Genomic DNA, 16,644 nt, shown 5'->3' with positions numbered 1-16,644 from the left:
ACATCATATTTAGCACCTATTTTTTATAAAACTTAAGGGGCAACTCTCTCCCTATTCGCACATTGAAATTACTCATTATTTTCTAAAATATAAGTATTCCAATAGTTTTCAATATCTTTATTAAGCTCCGGAGTTTTTCCTTGGCTTAATTCCACTTTGTCAGGAAATTCAATGTTATTAAATAACGGTACTTCCTCAGCAGCTTTCATTTTTCGTCCAATATTAATATGCTCAATTAACTTATTTAGTGTATTTATCAACTGATTATAAAAATCTCCTTTAGACAAATCAGAATTTTGAGTAAGTTTTTATAGAAATTCACCTTTTTGATTAAGATAATCAGGAATCAGACTAAATTCATCAAAATTGATTAGATAATCTTCTGCACCTCGCGTTGCCCAAGCAGCACCTCCTTCAAACATACAATAATCTGAGTCTTTAAAATCCTTCGTAACATAAAAGAATAATAATGTATTTTTATTGACAATATTTTCTTTAGAAATTTCACCTAAGTTTTGCTTAATATCAATTTGAGGTGCATCCTCTTTACTTGTATAGAAAATCTCGTCTGAAGTAACACCAATCTTTTTTAATAAATAATAGAAAAAGTCTAATACATTCTTATTTCTTCGTGAATGGGAAAAGAAAATAGTATACTCGTTTTTAAAATTTTCTCCTTTGAGTTGTTGTACAACCCTATTTTTTACATTAAGATTTAGCTGATCCATTTCATAGGTACTAAAGCTATTTCTATCCTTTTGAGACTTAAAATCATCAAATATTTTATCAATATTTTTAGAAGTCGATTCTTTAGCAATTTTTTCAGATTTTGTTCGTAAAGATTGAATCTCATTATTCATTTTATTTCTAACTTCTAATCTTGTACGAATTAAACTTGATACTTCTTGTTTTATTTTTTCTGCTAAATCCACTACTCGAGGATCATTTTCATCCATATTTTGTCTACTAGTCGTTGCAATATCTTTAAAGTTGTTATCATCAAGAATGTCATAACCGATTTCACCTTCAATATAGTTTACAAAAGCTTGCGTATTATTAATTACTGGCAAAAAATTAGAGATAGCTAATTTATTTCTAACATAAATTCTAAGACTCAAAGGATTATATAACTTATTTTTCTTGAAATTAGTATCATTTAACTCCGTTGCTTCAGACGAATTTATAGTAGAGTGTATACCAATCCATCCAGTTATCTTACCAACCTTTGTTTTTTCTTGACCATCTTTGCTATATGTAAATTCTGTCCCTGTAGCTTCTTTATAAACGACTTGAATATTATCCGAAAATTTTTTATCAAAGCCTTTTAAATTCAACTGATAGTTCTTATTTGAATATTTTTCTGATAACTCATCGTATGTTTCTTTATCAAAGCAAGTAATCTGTACCATGTTTTTAAATAGGTCAATATTTTCCTTAGCTAATTCTGTATTGAGAGCCTCAAATAAAACTTTCGTATCCATAGTTACCCTCTCTAAAGAGTTTCAAAATATCTTTTGGCTGACTTTTACGGTTCGCCTGCAAAACGTGTTCTCTTGTGTGTGTACCTTCTGTTAAAGCATCTTGAAGGGTTATTTTTTGGAAAGGTGTTAAGGTAGGATTTTTCAACAATTGCTCTACATCATCAGTAGTTAGTTTAGTCTCCTCATCTTTAATGACCTTATAAAGATAGCGAAACCACGAATCACCGTCACTTCCAGCATGTTCACTAGCTCTCACCATGTAATCATACCATGTTGTCATTATTATTCCCCCTCATCTTTTCTAGGGTTATAGTGCATCGCTATCCAAAGTTTTTTGTCAAAATCAGATAACTCTTTTTTCTTCTGATAAATGCAATCGTTCAAATCAGGAAATTTGAGACTGTATTTTTTCTCAAAAAAGTTCTGAAACTCCTCTTTACTTTCTGCAATATCAACCAAGGCTTCTAACTCTGCCATTTGTTTGGCAATAGCCTTTCTGTCAATTTTCTTTTGACTATCTCCAAGTACGTCATAAACACAACGTTTTGTCAGTTGAGTGTAAAAAGAGCGATGTTCAGTAACAAAATCAAAGGAATAGGTCTTATCCCAGAGTTTGGTGTATTTATTGTAAAAACCATCTGAAAGGCTGACCTGATAACCAATCAGCTTACTATCAACTCTACGAGCGATAGACCTTTCCAATTCAAAATGTAGGTCATGTAATGTATTAGTAGCCATAAATCAGCTCCCTGTATTTAGTTCGGACACAGGCATTTGAAATCAGGAGATTAAAACGCTCACTATCCGAATAGTCACGAGTATTATAACGAAAAACAAATTCATCTACATAGTCTTGAAGATATTTCTTAGACCACGAATGGTAAATTCCTAATACTCCATGTTTCAATCCAGCCCAAAAGCCTTCAATCGTGTTGGTATAAACATCACCCTGCACATACTCGCTAGTTCTATGATTAACAAAGTCATGATTATACATCTTAGCCACTTTATTATAACCCAGCCATTCATCTGAGTAAAGTTGAGCTGTTTCCTTTACGTATTTGACAATCTGTTCAGTCAATGTTTTCGTCTTTGTATCTGGTACATGATGAGCATTAACTTTACCTTGACGTTGTACCATGCCTACTACAGCAGATTTGTCTTTCAATGAACGCCCTTGAGCATTTTTGACTTTTTTGGAGTTATGACGATTCTTATTTTTACCACCTATGTAGGTTTCATCAACTTCCACAGCATCATCAAGACTATTGTTGCTTTCAGAACTAAAACACTTACGGATACGTTCCAGCATGAACCAAGCTGTTTTTTGCGTAACACCAATATCTTTTGATAATTGCACAGATGAGATTCCTTTTTTGTGAGAAGTCACAAGCCAAATTGCCATAAACCATTTACGAAGTTCAATTTTAGTATTGTCAAAAAGAGTACCAGTCTTGACATTGAAGTATTTTCCAGTATTTTTACAGCGGTATTTGTTACCTTTGCATTTGTAGACCTTTGAAGTAGCATCAAAAGGGCTGATAATCACATCGCCCCAAATCATATTTTCTAAATGGTCAATACATGACTGTTCGTCTGGAAAAGCAGATTGTAAATCAAATAATGACTTAAACTCAAACTTCATAACTGGTACTCCTTACTTCTTGATTATATTATATCGAAAATAAGAATATTTATCAACAAAAATGTAAATTTCTACTATGCAAGATTCCAAAATTTTGATATAATAGAAGTATCAAAAATAAAGGAAATTAAGTATTATGAACGCAATCACAGCTCACAGCTCACAGCTCACAGCTCACAGCTCACAGCTCACAGCTCACAGCTCACAGCTCACAGCTCACAGCTCACAGCTCACAGCTCACACTGATTATGTAATCGGGCGTGTTTTTTGTCAAGCATTAAAACAGGCTTTTTCACATTTTTGTGAGAAGGCTTTTTATGTTGAGTTTTCTGAGTTATTTTCAGAGAGAAATGGGGAGCTACAATATGCCTAACCATTTCTCAAACGAAGTTGATGGACAACTCAAGTTTTATCAAGATTATCTCCCTCTTGTTGATAAAACTTTAAAAACAGATGATATTTTAACGGATTATACAGATGGTATTGTAAATGGAAATCTGATTGAATTTAAAGTTGTTATCAATGATATTAACACTGTTCTATTCCAAGCCATCAAATATCTATCCGCTCGGAGAATCAAAGGAAAAGAAATTCCCAAAAACATTCTGCTTGTGTCGCTAACGAATGAAAAAATCTACGTTTTTGATAGTCAGGAATATTTAACACATATCGAAAAAGTATATTTTGGTGGTGCAAGTGTAAAAACCTCTGGTTTTTCTTCTGATGCCCCTCTTGAAGTTTTAGAATACGGTCAAAGTCAACTAGACGAAAGTCGTCTTATTACTTTACTACGTTCAAAGCAATATACAAAAATTAACATTGACGAAAACTGTATTGTTGGTTGGGCAGAACGTTTTTATCGTGAAAACAAAGGGGCTAAAAAGTCTGATTTTATCGGTGACCATACTGGTAAAGTTAAAATTATTGGTGAAATTCGGAAACCTGAGAAACTAAAAGAGTTTATCAATCCTTATATCGGTGAAACTAATGTTCAATTTCAATATTTGATGGATAAACTCAATGATACTTTGCAAAAGAAAAATTTAGGAGCTTTCTACACTCCTGAACCTTATGTTCAAAAGTCATTGGAGCTAGTCCGACAAGCCATTCAACATGTTCCTAAAGGAAATGATTATATTATTTTGGATAGATGTGCCGGAACTGGAAACCTTGAGAAATTGATGAGCGACGAGGAATTAAGTCACTGTGTTCTTTCAACTATAGAATATTATGAATACAAAGTTCTGCTGGAATTGCTTGGAGATAAAGTCCGTCATATCATTCCACCAACTGAAAAAGAAGATACTTTTAATATGGGGCTAGTCCGAGGAGCGGATGCTCTTAGCGAGGAATATATCAATAATGAAATTATTCAACGCTATATCAACGACCCAAAAGTAACAATTATTTTGTATGAAAACCCACCCTACGCAGATACACGCAGTATAGAGCATCAAAAAGCAAAAAAGACTTCATCATCATCTCAATGGAAACAAAGTTATTTAATGAAACAGATGAAACAAGAAATCAAGGGAATGGGTGTAAATGAGATGGGAAATATCTTTATTTGGAGTGGTTTCAAATATTATCTTCGTCAGCCTACTGATAGTTACATTATTTATAGCCCAATCAAATATTGGAAAGAAATTCATCTCATTGATAAAAAGTTTGAAAGAGGATTTGCTTTCAACCGAAGACATTTTCACACTAAAATTGATGCGTTAGTTTCTTGTATTCTTTGGTCAAATGTAGATGAAAAATTAGATAATATTACCCTTGAAGCATTCAATATAGCCAATAACGAAATCTTACAAGAAGAAGATTTAACCATCAATCGTATTTATACGAAATATAGTAATGTGTATTACGACAAACGGAAATTTAGTGACGATAAATTATCTGATTTTGTATTGGGGTTAAATGGAGCAAAATTAGTAGGCACGAATAAAATTACTTCTCAGACAATTATAAATAACAATCTAATTGGCTATTTGCGAGCTTCTGGAGTGAATTTTGACAATCCTGACTTGGCTTCTTCTCTACTAGTTGCTAGTCTATATAATGGTGCAGGGTATTTCCCATTAAGAAAAGACAATTTCATAGAAAAGCTCCCAATGTTTGCCGCCAGTCGCTACATTACTTATAATCGTCACTGGACACAGCGTGCTAATATTATGAAATCTGCTGATGGCGCTGAACGTTTTAATAAAGCTGTATCAAGTAACAAGATTGAACAAGACTTATTGAAAATTCTGCTCTTCACAACACTTGAAACGCAAAATCACATGAGAAGTTTATATGGTTCTGATGGACGATTCTACCGCAATGAGTTGTCACTGGATAACTCTAATGGAGATACGCTAGCAACAGTCAACTTAGCAAAATTGAAACAAGGTTCTAAAGAGACTGCTTTATTTGAACAATGGGAAAAAGTCCTAACAGAAGCTAAGAAAACGGAAAATTATAATTCTAAATTGACGTATTCAGTTTATCAGATTATTGATGAGCTTAACACATCTGAAAAAGATGAAAATGATAAAACAATCTATAACTATCCCGAATTAAACGGACACTTGAATACATTGAAAACAATGGTAAAAGAATATTATAATTCTGAAATTGTGTCATTCCTATTTGAGTATGAATTTTTGAAATAAGCATGAAAAAGACGATTTCCGCTTGGAAGTCGCCTTTTTGATATTCTCGTAAGCACTATATACTGTGTCTAGTGTAAACTGATATATAGTTCCCCTTTATTTTATAAATATTGACTAAAAATATAACTTGCTTGGTTAATTTTTGGTTAATTTTTTCAAATTTTTAAATCTATAGCTTACCCGTGGTGCTAGTTAACCTCAAAACACCATAAAAAGCCCAAAAGGACTATACTGTAAGTGACGAAACATACAGGAGGTTAGTCCAAATGAGCCACTTACAGTATACCGCTAAATCCCATCATTTACAATGGAATATGAAGCAATTATCAAAAATTTGTCATCAGCTTTATCGGGATTATTGCCCTGATTCATTGAAACATCGTCATAATGTCAGCCTGTCAAAAGTTTCGGATGAATCTCTATTAGTCTTACTGCTCTTGCAAGCTGAACTAGGAATCAAATCCCAACGTCATTTTCACCGAATCTGCCAACTATTTCCACATGATGCGTCATTGGAAACAAATCCACGGGCTGAACTTTTGTGAGTTTATAGCCTAGCTCTTGATAGAGTTTGATGTCACGCGCCATAGTGGCTACATTACAAGATATATAGACGATTTTCTTTGGATTCATGCTGATGCTTGATTTGATAAAGCTTTCTGTCAGACCTTTACGTGGCGGATCAACCATAATGACACTAGGTTTTATACCTTGGTTCAGCCATTTTTTGATAGCATTTTCTGCTGAATCACAAACATAATGGGCATTGCTAATGCCGTTTAGCTTAGCATTCTTTTTGCTATTTTCAACTGCTTGAGGGATAACCTCCACGCCATAGACTTCTTTGACGTGTTTCGCAACTGACAATCCAATGGTGCCAATCCCCGAATAGGCATCCACTACAATATCCTCTATACTCAACTCAGCGAAATCAATCGCCGTTTGATACAGTTTCTCTGCCATCTCTGTATTGACTTGGTAAAATGCTGGGGCAGCAATTTGAAAGTCATTATCCAGCATGCGGTCAGTAATATAATCTTGTCCATACAGTACATGAAATTCCTTCCCCAAAATCGCATTACCTGGCTGGTCGTTAATATTTTGCATGATAGATTTAATATTCGGAAATTGCGCGACTAATCGCTCAATTAACTGATTTATACGGAAAATCTTGGGACGAGTGGTCACTAAAATAACCATGATTTCACCAGAGTAATGTCCACGACGAACCACAATATTACGAATCAGACCAGATTGCTCTTTCTCATCGTAAGGTTTCAGGTCAAAACGACGCAGCAAATCCCGCACTGCCAAAACGACTTGATCAATAACTGGATCCTGAATATAAAAATCCTCAATTGGCATTAAATCGTGCGAATTTTTTCGGAAAAATCCCGTTTCTAGCTGTCCATTGACACGGCGAACAGGAACCTGCGCTTTGTTTCGATAATGTAGTGGGTGCTCCATACCAAGGGTTGGTGCCACTTCGATATCTGCAATTCCAGCAATCTTGTAAAGACTATCTCTAACTTTCTTGGTTTTAAATTTCAATTGCTCACTATATTTTAGATGCCCTAGGTCAGCAATACCTGTCCTCAGATAAGCCACATCAACATCTTCGTTTCGATAAGGGGATTTCGTCAAATAGGCTTCTACCTTGCCAAAACCAATTTTTTTATTGACTTTCAGTATGCGCATACAGATACATTCTGTAGGCAGGGCATTCTCCACAAAGAAAACCAGTCCCTCTGCTTTAGCTACTCCTGCACCATCATGACTCAAATCTACAATTTCAACTTCTATCACATCATTCTTTTTTAACATATTTTCTCTTTCTATCTGCTCTGCCATTTCCCAAAAAAAGAAAGCGACAGAATTATCACTTTCTATTCTATCATCTATCTGAGTCCAAGTTTTGCTAATTTAGTCTTATAAGCTTCAAAATCAACAAGCAATCCTTGACCACCATACATATCATAAGCATCTATCCAATCACCATTTTTAGGAATAGTCATCTTTTCAACACCATTACGAGCATTGGTAAGAGAAGATAAGCCATGTGTTAGTAAAAAGCTATAGGGAATATTTGTCGAAGTTAACGCAAAGACTTTTCCAAGTGCTTCAGATCCCGTAAACAGTTTCGTTGGGTCTTTTATTTGCTGAATAATCGCACTCATCACCTCTTGCTGGCGACGTGTACGTCCAAAATCTCCCTCATCATCTTTACGGAAACGCGCATAATTCAAAAGCGTACGACCGTCCATTCGTTGTTTGCCAACCTTAATCATCTGCTCTGGAACCACGCCGTCTTTCATATTAAGATCATCCGGCACCTGAACTTCACTCACTTTTTCGCCATTGATAGTTGAAAAGTTCGCATTCATTTCAACACCATTTGGAAAAAGTGTATCAATCGCTGTTGCAAAGGTCGAAAAATCAACCAAGGCATAATATTTAATGTCAATATCAAAGTTGTCTTTTAACACTTGGCGTACTAATTCAGCGCCTTGATTCTTATTTTGCTCTCCAATGGCATACGCTACATTTAACTTTTGATCATAACCCGATCCTTGGCTGACTTCATCAATGTGAACGAGCGTGTCCCTCATGAAACTGACGAGTTTCATTTTTTTATTTTTTCCACCGACATTTAAGACCATGATCGAATCTGTCCGCGTTTCAGAAGAAGATTGCCCAATTCGTCCATCTGTACCCAAAATAAGTATATTCACGCCGTCTTTTGTATCTTTCCCATGAAAAATCTCTGTTTGAGCAGCTTTTGCATTTGGATTGCTTTTAGAGGTGTTCAAGCCTTTTATAAACATAAAAAGCATCCCTCCAATAATCAACACCACAAAAAGTGCTAACCAACCTAGAATCCGCTTCACACGTAATTTTCTATGTCGTTTTTCCTTTTTAGGCTTGGGCAGATTTTCTACATTTTCGGTTGTATAGTTTGGTATGCGCTCAATTTTAGATCGTTTACTACGGCGACTTCTTTCTGGATATTGAGGTAATCCTTGTTCAGTATAGCCAAAATTCTCAGGAACCTGTTGGTCAGAAAAGTTACTTCTCACTGCTCGAGCTGGCTCTATTGTTTGTTTTCCTTCTTGCTTGCTAAGAAGATATTGATACTCTTTTTTCTCGCGTTCATTTAAATAATGGATATTTTTGTAAAGATAGTCCAGTCTCAACTGCTCATGGTGGCTGAGATTATCAGATTTTTTACCCATGATTTCTCCAATCTACTTTTCTGAAATGGTATAAACAGTATAATTTCCTAAAATTTTATAAGTAATACCAATTGTTTCTAACTCTTTTATCGCAAATGATACCAAATTCGCTTTTTCATTATTGATATCTACAATGAAAAAATATTCTCCCAAGGCTGTCTTCAATGGACGGCTTTCAATCTTTGTCAAATCAATTCCCCGCCATGCAAAAGTTGCAAGGGCTTTGTATAAAGCACCAGGTAGATTATCTGGCAAAGTTAAAGCAAGCGTCATTTTCTTTTCCTTCGGATACAATGGCAAATCCGAGATTGACTGTCCAAGCAACCAAAAACGAGTGAAATTCTCATCCATTTCTTGAATATCTTCTGCAATAATCTGCAAATCATATTCACTGGCTGCAGTTTTAGGAGCAATGGCTGCATAATTTTCTTCAGGATGTTGAGCCACAAAACGGGCTGCATAAGCTGTGCTAGCTGTTATTTCGATTTTAGCTTGTGGATAATGCTGACGGATATATTTTTTGCCTTGCGCAATTGCCTGCGGATGAGAAAAGATTTTTTCTACTGGCTTATCAGTTGCTGTGACCAATAGCTGTTGTTGTATCGGTTGCACAACTTCCGCCACAGCATGAATGGCAGCCTGATGAAAAAGATAATCCAATGTTTCATGGACACTGCCTTCAATTGAATTTTCAACCGGCACCACAGAATAATCTACTTCACCTATTTCATAAGCCTTTACAACATCTGTGATATTTTCAAAAGCAACTAAAGTATCTGCTGGAAAGGCTTCTTGTGCCACATGATGAGAAAAAGACCCTTTCGGACCTAAAAATCCAATTTTCATTGCAACACCTCCACAATTTGTTTAGGCGTCAGAGTAGTCACATCAATAACTTTTGTAGCCACTTCTTCATACCAAGTCTGACGTTGCTCGAAAAGATTTTTCAAATCAGCCTTGCTATTGTTCAAATAAAGTGGGCGCTGGTGTTCTTGATCCTCTTCAAGACGCTGATAAAGTGTCTCAAAATCTGTTTTTAAATAAATATTTTCAGCGTTCTGCTTTAACAACTCGCGATTTTGAGCATTGCTGATGATGCCACCACCAGTTGAGATGACTTGTTCTGACTGTAGCAATTCTTTTAATAATTCACTTTCTTTTTGCCGAAAAGCTGCTTCGCCATACTGCTCAAAATATTCTTTAATCGGCATTTCCAGTCTCTCTGACAAAAGCTCATCCATATCGATAAAATTTTCATCTAGCAAGCTAGCAATCGTTGACTTTCCAGCCCCCATGAAACCAATCAAAATCTTAGCCATGAAGTAAGTCCTCCAAATCAGAAAAGAAATTTGGATAGCTCGTATTGATAGCTTCTGCGCGCTCCAACTTGACTTGACCGTCCTTTACCAAAAGAGCTGCAATAGCCGTCATCATGCCAATTCGGTGGTCGCCAAATGTATGAACTTTAGCACCGTGAAGAGATGTTTTCCCTTTGATAATCATGCCGTCTTCTGTCGGAGTAATATCAGCTCCCATGCTATTTAGTGCATCTACCACAACTTGGATACGGTCTGTTTCTTTTACCTTTAATTCTTCCGCATCACGAATCACCGTTTGCCCCTTAGCTTGAGTGGCCAGAAGTGCAATGATTGGCAATTCATCAATTAAACGCGGGATAATTTCTCCGCCAATTTCTGTGCCGACTAATTCAGATGTCTCTATCGTTATGGTGGCGGACTTAGCAACTCTGTCTATATTGGACAAGTTTATATTCCCCCCCATAGCCTTGACAACATCCAAAATGCCAGTTCGTGTTTCATTGATACCAACATTTCCCAAAATAATCTTAGAATTGGGAATGATAAGTCCTGCTACTATCCAGAAAGCCGCACTAGAAATATCTCCTGGCACCAACACATTCTGTCCAGTAAACTCTTGTCCACCTTGAACGCGGATTTCCTTGCCATTGACAGAAATCTGACCGCCAAATTGTTTAATCATGTCTTCTGTATGATTGCGGGTCATTTCTTTTTCCACAATGACAGACTCGCCTTGAGCTTGTAAAGCCGCAAATATCAAAGCAGACTTAACTTGAGCAGACGCCACAGGCAAGGTATAATGAATGGGCTGCAAGTTCTTATTCCCATGAATAGTGAGCGGTGGCAAATCACGCTTGGTTCGCCCGGCGATTTGCACCCCCATTTGACGAAGAGGAATCGTTATGCGATCCATAGGACGTTTAGATAAACTATCATCACCAAACATTTCCGCCACAAAATCCTGCCCAGCTAATACACCTGAAATCAAGCGAATAGAGGTTCCAGAATTTCCCATATTCAGTTTGTTTGTCGGCGCTTGAAGACCAGCAAAACCCACTCCATGAATCGTTACTACATTGCCGTCATCTTCAATTTGAACACCTAAATCACGAAAAACTTGCATGGTGGATAAAACATCTTCACCACGCAAAATATCGTGAACCGTTGTCACTCCCTTGGCCAAACTACCAAACATAATCGATCGATGACTAATAGACTTATCACCCGGCACACGAATGCACCCAGCTAATCCCTTTGCATTTGTACGTAACTGCATAGAAAACCTCATACCTGATTCTTTTTACATATTGTACCATAAAAAGAGAAGGGAAACAAAAGGGAGCGGGGAAAAAGCTTCATTTCGTGGAATTCAACTTTTCCTCACCCTCTTAGAATTATAAACTTTCTGCAAATTTTTGCTTGATGAATTGTGCAGAATACGCTAATTTTTCTTCCTCTTTTTCCGTTAAACTAAGTTTGACTTGCTCAACAATTCCCTCACGTCCTACAATCGCTGGATAACTCAGGTAGGTATCTAATGGCTGATAATAATTTGATACTGGCAATTCTTCATGCGAATCCGATACAAGGGCTACTGCTAAACGGATAGCTGCGCTCGCAATACCATAAGATGTGTATTTTTTGCCATAAAAGACGGTATGCCCTCCTTTAAGGGCTTCTAGAGCAATTTCATCCAACTCCTCGACTGAAGCAAATGTAGAAATCGGTTGCCCTTTTATCCGTACTTGGCTCCAAGCTGTAAATTGAGAATTCCCATGTTCTCCAAGATTGTAGCCATAAACACTTCGAGGATCGACACCAAAGCGAACACCAACTGCACGTTTCATACGAGCTGTGTCCAGTAGCGTTCCCGTTCCAATAACACGCTCTTTGGGCAGACCAGTATAGTGTTGATAAAGACTGGTAATGACATCTACTGGATTACTAATAACAATGATAATCCCTGTAAATCCAACTTTTTTCAATTGTTCAGCGACAAAAGGAGCTTCCTTGGATGTAAAGGGTAATTCCGCAAATCGATCGGCGTTGGGGTTATCTTGTAATTTGATATTGCCCAGTGCTGATACCACCACATCCGCATCTGCTTTGACTTTCGCTTCATTTTTATCAATCAACACATAATCATCAAAAGCACCTTGCGCAATGAGACCATGTGCGACTGCAGCACCAACATTTCCCATACCAATAATCGCAATTTTACGTGACATAAAGCACCTCCATAAAATACACTGTTCAGCTTTCACCATTAAACTGAAAATCCGTCTAGTTGATACATTTCATTATACTCAGAAATTAGTAAAAAACAAGTATTTAGTGGAAATATTCAGAAAATTCTTGCTAATTTGTTGAATCCTTTCTTCTCCTATGGATTTTATGCACATAAAAAGCTGACCAAAATCTTGAATCAGCTTGAATCATAACCTTATTTCAACAATTCTTGAACTGGATCAAAAATGATACGTTCAATATCAGCTAAGTAAATAGACAATTGTTGTTGTTTATTGAAAAATTCAGTCAGGGCATGATTGCCTTGAATCTTATCCCCAAACGACTTCATCTTGTCTTGCACTTCTTGCGTTGGCATTTGACCTGATTGCGCCATGCCTTGCAGTTCTTGCTGGAAAGCTAGATAGTCTTTTAAAAGACTCTTTGCTTCACTATCAGCATCCACTGCTTTTTTGCTTTCGACAACGGCTTTGTACTCAGGAAGGTCACGCAGAGTACGGCTTAATTCATTCGCTAAATCATAAATATTTGACATAGTCTTCCTCCTTAATCTAAAAAGACTTGATAGTGTGTCTTTTCTCTTATTATTTTAGCAGATCTTTCCAAATCTTCGCGATTTTTAAAGGTGATTTGCAAAATTCCGTTAATATCTTCGCGATTTTCTTCATTGATGTGAATGTTAACAATGGATGTTCCCCTTAGAAGTTCCAACACTCCTAAAATAGCATCTTCTTCATCGGGAACATTGATAAAAATGTCATAAAAGCTATCCACACCTGCTCGTTTATGAATTTCCATAGCTTTTCGCACTTGGCGACCATGCTGAAAGAAATTCCAAATCACATCTTCATTTTTATTCTGAATGGCACCTGAAATAGTATCCAAGCGCTTCTTAAAATCCTCTATCCTCTCTAAAATAGCATCTGGATTTGTCAACAAAATCGAAGTCCACATGCCCGGCTCACTTTCTGCAATCCGTGTCATATCACGAAATCCTCCAGCAGCGAAATGCTGCGTCATCTCGTGTTGCTGAGTATAGGCAGCGGCTTGATCCATAAGACTAGAAGCGAGAATATGCGGAAAATGGCTAATTTGACTGGTGACACGATCGTGCTCGTTGGCATCAATTTCGATAAAGCGAGCATGCAGACCAGATAAGAGATTCTTCATTTCTGCTATCGTGCCGTCTTTCGTCAAATGAGACGGAGTAAAAATATAATAGGCATTTTCAAAGAGATTTACATCTGCTGCACTAGCACCTGACTTATGGCTACCAGCCATTGGATGAGCACCTATAAAGCGAATGGTTTTCTCCTTTAGAGCTTCTTCAGCAGCAGCTACAATTTCAGCTTTGGTAGAACCTGCATCTGAGATAATCACATCTTTTTTCAAATCTAGAGTTGCTAATTGCCTGATAAACTCAATGGTTTGCTTGATAGGGACAGCAAGAATAATCACATCTGCCAGAGGAGCAAATTCAGCAAATTGGTCGGTCACTTGATCTACCATGCGTTTTTCAAGGGCAATTTTTCGAGATTCTTCTCCACGATTGTAACCTAATATAGTATAGTCTGGATGATCACGTCGAATTCCAAGCGCGATTGATGAACCAATCAAACCAAGACCCGCAATATAAATAATTCTCTTTTCCATGCTTACTCCTTACTTTGGCTCAACGATAAATCCCAGAATAATCGACACTAAAATAATAACCATAACAATCGCTGTGAAAATCGTATACATTTTATCTTTTGTTTTGACAAAAATGATAAAAGTTGAAATCACTCGAAAAATCGGTGTCAAAATAAGCATAAAAGCCCCTAGTAACATAAACGTCACTGCATCAAAAATGGAATGGCTCTTCACATAGGCAACTGGATTAAACTGTTCCAAATTCTTTAAAGAAATGACCTGCTGACCACTAAAAAGGTAAAAAATCAGCCCAAGAAACATAAAAAGAATAGAGAGAAAAATCCCCACTCGGAGAATCTTCCCCATGACCAAATCCAGCTCTTCTTTTTCTTTTTGCATTTTATCTGTCATTGCATACCTCGTATAAACATCTGTACACCCAGAGCTAATAAAGCGACTAGAAAAATCCAGCGCAATACTTTTACAGGTACATAAGGCATGATGCGGCTTCCGATGAAAGAACCTGCTAAAACACCCAAGGCGATTGGTGTAACCAATACTGGGTTGATTTGTCCTATAAAAAGGTAAAAGATAGCTGAAGCCGTTCCTGTCACTCCCATCATAAAGTTAGAAGTTGCTGAACTAGCTTTTAAAGGCATTTTCATAACAGTATCCATGGCCAATACTTTGAAAGCACCCGCACCAATTCCTAAAAGCGCCGACATAACACCTGCAAATAACATGACAACAGAGCCACCAGGGACATTGGTCACTTGATACTTGATTGTCTGGTTGAGACCTTTGTCAAAATATTCACCACCGAGATTTAATTTCTCTGCGATAGCATCATTGTGACTCACATTCTGATTGTCCTTTTTATCATGAATCTTCTGGTACATATTAAATGCTTGAAAGAGCATGAGAGCGCCATAAAGTAAGAAAAGGACTTGTGAATCTGTTATCACTGATAACATAGCGCCTACAAAAGCTCCTAAAGTCGTAAAAATTTCCAAAAACATGGCAATTCGCAGATTGAGCATATCATCTTTGAGATAGGCAATCGCAGAACCTGAACTAGTTGCTAAAACTGCAATAATAGAGGCTCCTACCGCATACTTAATGTCTACTCCAAATAAGAGAGTGAGTACAGGCGTGATAACAATTCCGCCTCCAAGTCCTAATAAAGCGCCCAAAATTCCTGCAAAAATTCCGACCAAAGTCATTGTAAAAATATAGGTGAGCATTAAAATCCTTTCACATAATCGCGGTGTTGTTGAACGGCTTCTTTTAATTCTTTCAGATTGTCTGAAGAGAATTTCTCCAAAACCTCAGTTGCAAGCACTGTTGCAACAACAGCTTCCATAACAACACCAGCAGCTGGCAGAGCTGTCGGATCGCTTCGCTCCACCGTTGCTTTATAAGGCTCGTGTGTCTCAATATCAACGCTCATAAGTGGCTTGTAGAGAGTTGGGATTGGCTTCATCACTCCGCGCACTACGATAGGTTCTCCGTTGGTCATACCGCCCTCGAAACCACCTAGATTGTTAGTACGACGAGTAAAGCCGTCCTCTTTAGACCAGATTATTTCATCCATCACCTGACTGCCCTTAAGCCGCCCTGCTTCAAAACCAACTCCAAATTCCACACCTTTAAATGCATTGATAGAAACCACTCCTTGAGCAATTTTAGCATCTAGTTTTCTATCCCATTGAACATAGGAACCTAGTCCAACTGGCACAGCACCGACAATGGTTTCAACAATTCCACCAATCGTGTCACCATCTTTCTTTATCTGATCAATATAGGCTTTAATTTCCTCTTCACGTTCTGGATTGACAATCGAAACTTCTGACTGACGAGCACGTTTCTTGATTTCAGAAACGGTCAGATTTTCCGGAACCTCAATGTCAATGCCACCGAAAGTTACGATATGACTAGCTACCTCAACTCCGATTTCTTCTAAAAGACGCTTAGCAACAGCTCCCACCGCAACCCGCATGGTCGTTTCACGCGCAGAAGAGCGCTCCAATGAATTGCGCAAGTCGTCAAAACGATATTTCATACCGCCGACCAAATCTGCATGACCTGGACGAGGTTTGGTAATCTTGCGCAGCCCTTTTTTCTTGTCCTCCACATCTGCTACATTCATGATGTCCAACCATTTTTGATGATCTAGATTGGTCACATTGAGTGTAATCGGCCCCCCCATGGTTCGCCCATGCCGAACACCAGAAGTAAATTCCACTTTGTCACTCTCTATTTTCATACGAGCTCCACGACCGTATCCGCCCTGACGACGTTTCAATTCTGCATTGATGTAGTCAGCTGTCAAAGGAAGCCCAGCTGGCACTCCTTCAATGATAGCTGTTAAACGCGGTCCATGTGACTCCCCAGCAGTTAAATATCTCATTCCGTTACCTCATCTGTTGT

17 protein-coding genes and 1 pseudogene are annotated in these 16,644 nt (G+C 37.4%); 2 read left to right on the top strand and 16 right to left on the bottom strand.

Annotated elements, in window-relative coordinates:
* Nucleotides 1-68 precede the first annotated feature (68 nt).
* Genes ANG_RS11385 through ANG_RS04450 form a run of 5 tightly spaced genes read right to left on the bottom strand, consistent with a single transcriptional unit; the run spans nt 69 to nt 3,126 of the window.
* Nucleotides 69-287, bottom strand: a complete 219-nt coding sequence (locus ANG_RS11385; protein WP_020999574.1) for a hypothetical protein — start codon at nt 285-287, stop codon at nt 69-71.
* A 21-nt stretch (nt 288-308) separates the two neighbouring features.
* Nucleotides 309-1,481, bottom strand: a complete 1,173-nt coding sequence (locus tag ANG_RS04465) for a hypothetical protein (protein WP_003035710.1) — start codon at nt 1,479-1,481, stop codon at nt 309-311.
* Nucleotides 1,459-1,761: a hypothetical protein gene (locus ANG_RS04460; protein ID WP_003035719.1), complete on the bottom strand. Its 303-nt coding sequence runs from the start codon at nt 1,759-1,761 to the stop codon at nt 1,459-1,461. Before ANG_RS04460 ends, ANG_RS04465 begins: the two co-directional genes overlap by 23 nt.
* A gap of 2 nt (nt 1,762-1,763) precedes the next feature.
* Nucleotides 1,764-2,219 carry a hypothetical protein gene (locus ANG_RS04455; RefSeq protein ID WP_003035667.1) on the bottom strand — a complete coding sequence of 152 codons (456 nt, stop codon included), beginning with the start codon at nt 2,217-2,219 and terminating at the stop codon, nt 1,764-1,766.
* A complete protein-coding gene (locus ANG_RS04450; RefSeq protein ID WP_003035640.1) occupies nt 2,209-3,126 on the bottom strand; it encodes an IS1595 family transposase in 918 nt (305 codons plus the stop codon). Before ANG_RS04450 ends, ANG_RS04455 begins: the two co-directional genes overlap by 11 nt.
* 365 nt (nt 3,127-3,491) lie before the next feature.
* On the opposite strand from ANG_RS04450, the gene ANG_RS04440 reads away from it, so the two are divergent.
* The gene (locus ANG_RS04440; RefSeq protein ID WP_025271701.1) at nt 3,492-5,783 is read left to right on the top strand and encodes a hypothetical protein; all 2,292 of its coding nucleotides are present in this window, start codon (nt 3,492-3,494) and stop codon (nt 5,781-5,783) included.
* A gap of 266 nt (nt 5,784-6,049) precedes the next feature.
* Nucleotides 6,050-6,301: pseudogene (locus ANG_RS10905) on the top strand (IS982 family transposase); the annotation flags it as partial.
* Here the strand turns inward: ANG_RS10905 and rlmD are convergent.
* The 11 genes from rlmD to aroC all read right to left on the bottom strand — a co-directional run bounded on the left by rlmD (nt 6,240) and on the right by aroC (nt 16,624).
* Complete coding sequence (rlmD, locus tag ANG_RS04435) at nt 6,240-7,607, bottom strand: 23S rRNA (uracil(1939)-C(5))-methyltransferase RlmD (RefSeq protein ID WP_025271700.1); 1,368 nt, start codon at nt 7,605-7,607, stop codon at nt 6,240-6,242. The pseudogene ANG_RS10905 and the gene rlmD sit on opposite strands and share 62 nt — an antisense overlap.
* 74 nt (nt 7,608-7,681) lie before the next feature.
* Nucleotides 7,682-9,016, bottom strand: a complete 1,335-nt coding sequence (locus ANG_RS04430) for an LCP family protein (RefSeq protein ID WP_003036116.1) — start codon at nt 9,014-9,016, stop codon at nt 7,682-7,684.
* Nucleotides 9,017-9,028: 12 nt separating this feature from the next.
* Nucleotides 9,029-9,862, bottom strand: coding sequence for a prephenate dehydratase (gene pheA / locus ANG_RS04425; protein ID WP_003035952.1), 834 nt, complete (start codon nt 9,860-9,862; stop codon nt 9,029-9,031).
* Nucleotides 9,859-10,335 carry a shikimate kinase gene (locus ANG_RS04420; protein ID WP_003036058.1) on the bottom strand — a complete coding sequence of 159 codons (477 nt, stop codon included), beginning with the start codon at nt 10,333-10,335 and terminating at the stop codon, nt 9,859-9,861. Before ANG_RS04420 ends, pheA begins: the two co-directional genes overlap by 4 nt.
* A complete protein-coding gene (gene aroA, locus ANG_RS04415) occupies nt 10,328-11,611 on the bottom strand; it encodes a 3-phosphoshikimate 1-carboxyvinyltransferase (protein ID WP_003036219.1) in 1,284 nt (427 codons plus the stop codon). Before aroA ends, ANG_RS04420 begins: the two co-directional genes overlap by 8 nt.
* A 118-nt stretch (nt 11,612-11,729) precedes the next feature.
* On the bottom strand, nt 11,730-12,563 hold the full coding sequence (locus tag ANG_RS04410) for a lactate/malate family dehydrogenase (protein WP_003035958.1): 834 nt from the start codon (nt 12,561-12,563) through the stop codon (nt 11,730-11,732).
* A 215-nt stretch (nt 12,564-12,778) separates the two neighbouring features.
* On the bottom strand, nt 12,779-13,117 hold the full coding sequence (locus ANG_RS04405; protein WP_003035916.1) for a YlbF/YmcA family competence regulator: 339 nt from the start codon (nt 13,115-13,117) through the stop codon (nt 12,779-12,781).
* An 11-nt stretch (nt 13,118-13,128) separates the two neighbouring features.
* Complete coding sequence (locus ANG_RS04400) at nt 13,129-14,235, bottom strand: prephenate dehydrogenase (RefSeq protein ID WP_025271699.1); 1,107 nt, start codon at nt 14,233-14,235, stop codon at nt 13,129-13,131.
* Between the two features lie 9 nt (nt 14,236-14,244).
* Entirely contained in the window at nt 14,245-14,625 is a 381-nt protein-coding gene (locus ANG_RS04395; protein WP_025271698.1) for a DUF1634 domain-containing protein, read from the bottom strand.
* Entirely contained in the window at nt 14,622-15,458 is an 837-nt protein-coding gene (locus ANG_RS04390) for a sulfite exporter TauE/SafE family protein (RefSeq protein WP_003036262.1), read from the bottom strand. Before ANG_RS04390 ends, ANG_RS04395 begins: the two co-directional genes overlap by 4 nt.
* Nucleotides 15,458-16,624, bottom strand: coding sequence for a chorismate synthase (aroC, locus tag ANG_RS04385; RefSeq protein ID WP_003036072.1), 1,167 nt, complete (start codon nt 16,622-16,624; stop codon nt 15,458-15,460). Before aroC ends, ANG_RS04390 begins: the two co-directional genes overlap by 1 nt.
* Between the last annotated feature and the right edge of the window lie 20 nt (nt 16,625-16,644).

Origin of the sequence: Streptococcus anginosus subsp. whileyi MAS624 (genome assembly GCF_000478925.1) — a bacterium.
Taxonomy (GTDB): Bacteria; Bacillota; Bacilli; order Lactobacillales; family Streptococcaceae; genus Streptococcus; species Streptococcus whileyi.
This window is presented reverse-complemented; position numbering and strand designations above follow the sequence as displayed.

What these genes read in the sequence shown, in the direction of transcription:
- ANG_RS04465 (WP_003035710.1), bottom strand. Translation starts at nt 1,481, where the DNA reads ATGGATACGAAAGTTTTATTTGAGGCTCTCAATACAGAATTAGCTAAG.
- ANG_RS04460 (WP_003035719.1), bottom strand. Translation starts at nt 1,761, where the DNA reads ATGACAACATGGTATGATTACATGGTGAGAGCTAGTGAACATGCTGGA.
- ANG_RS04455 (WP_003035667.1), bottom strand. Translation starts at nt 2,219, where the DNA reads ATGGCTACTAATACATTACATGACCTACATTTTGAATTGGAAAGGTCT.
- ANG_RS04450 (WP_003035640.1), bottom strand. Translation starts at nt 3,126, where the DNA reads ATGAAGTTTGAGTTTAAGTCATTATTTGATTTACAATCTGCTTTTCCA.
- ANG_RS04440 (WP_025271701.1), top strand. Translation starts at nt 3,492, where the DNA reads ATGCCTAACCATTTCTCAAACGAAGTTGATGGACAACTCAAGTTTTAT.
- rlmD (WP_025271700.1), bottom strand. Translation starts at nt 7,607, where the DNA reads ATGTTAAAAAAGAATGATGTGATAGAAGTTGAAATTGTAGATTTGAGT.
- ANG_RS04430 (WP_003036116.1), bottom strand. Translation starts at nt 9,016, where the DNA reads ATGGGTAAAAAATCTGATAATCTCAGCCACCATGAGCAGTTGAGACTG.
- pheA (WP_003035952.1), bottom strand. Translation starts at nt 9,862, where the DNA reads ATGAAAATTGGATTTTTAGGTCCGAAAGGGTCTTTTTCTCATCATGTG.
- ANG_RS04420 (WP_003036058.1), bottom strand. Translation starts at nt 10,335, where the DNA reads ATGGCTAAGATTTTGATTGGTTTCATGGGGGCTGGAAAGTCAACGATT.
- aroA (WP_003036219.1), bottom strand. Translation starts at nt 11,611, where the DNA reads ATGCAGTTACGTACAAATGCAAAGGGATTAGCTGGGTGCATTCGTGTG.
- ANG_RS04410 (WP_003035958.1), bottom strand. Translation starts at nt 12,563, where the DNA reads ATGTCACGTAAAATTGCGATTATTGGTATGGGAAATGTTGGTGCTGCA.
- ANG_RS04405 (WP_003035916.1), bottom strand. Translation starts at nt 13,117, where the DNA reads ATGTCAAATATTTATGATTTAGCGAATGAATTAAGCCGTACTCTGCGT.
- ANG_RS04400 (WP_025271699.1), bottom strand. Translation starts at nt 14,235, where the DNA reads ATGGAAAAGAGAATTATTTATATTGCGGGTCTTGGTTTGATTGGTTCA.
- ANG_RS04395 (WP_025271698.1), bottom strand. Translation starts at nt 14,625, where the DNA reads ATGACAGATAAAATGCAAAAAGAAAAAGAAGAGCTGGATTTGGTCATG.
- ANG_RS04390 (WP_003036262.1), bottom strand. Translation starts at nt 15,458, where the DNA reads ATGCTCACCTATATTTTTACAATGACTTTGGTCGGAATTTTTGCAGGA.
- aroC (WP_003036072.1), bottom strand. Translation starts at nt 16,624, where the DNA reads ATGAGATATTTAACTGCTGGGGAGTCACATGGACCGCGTTTAACAGCT.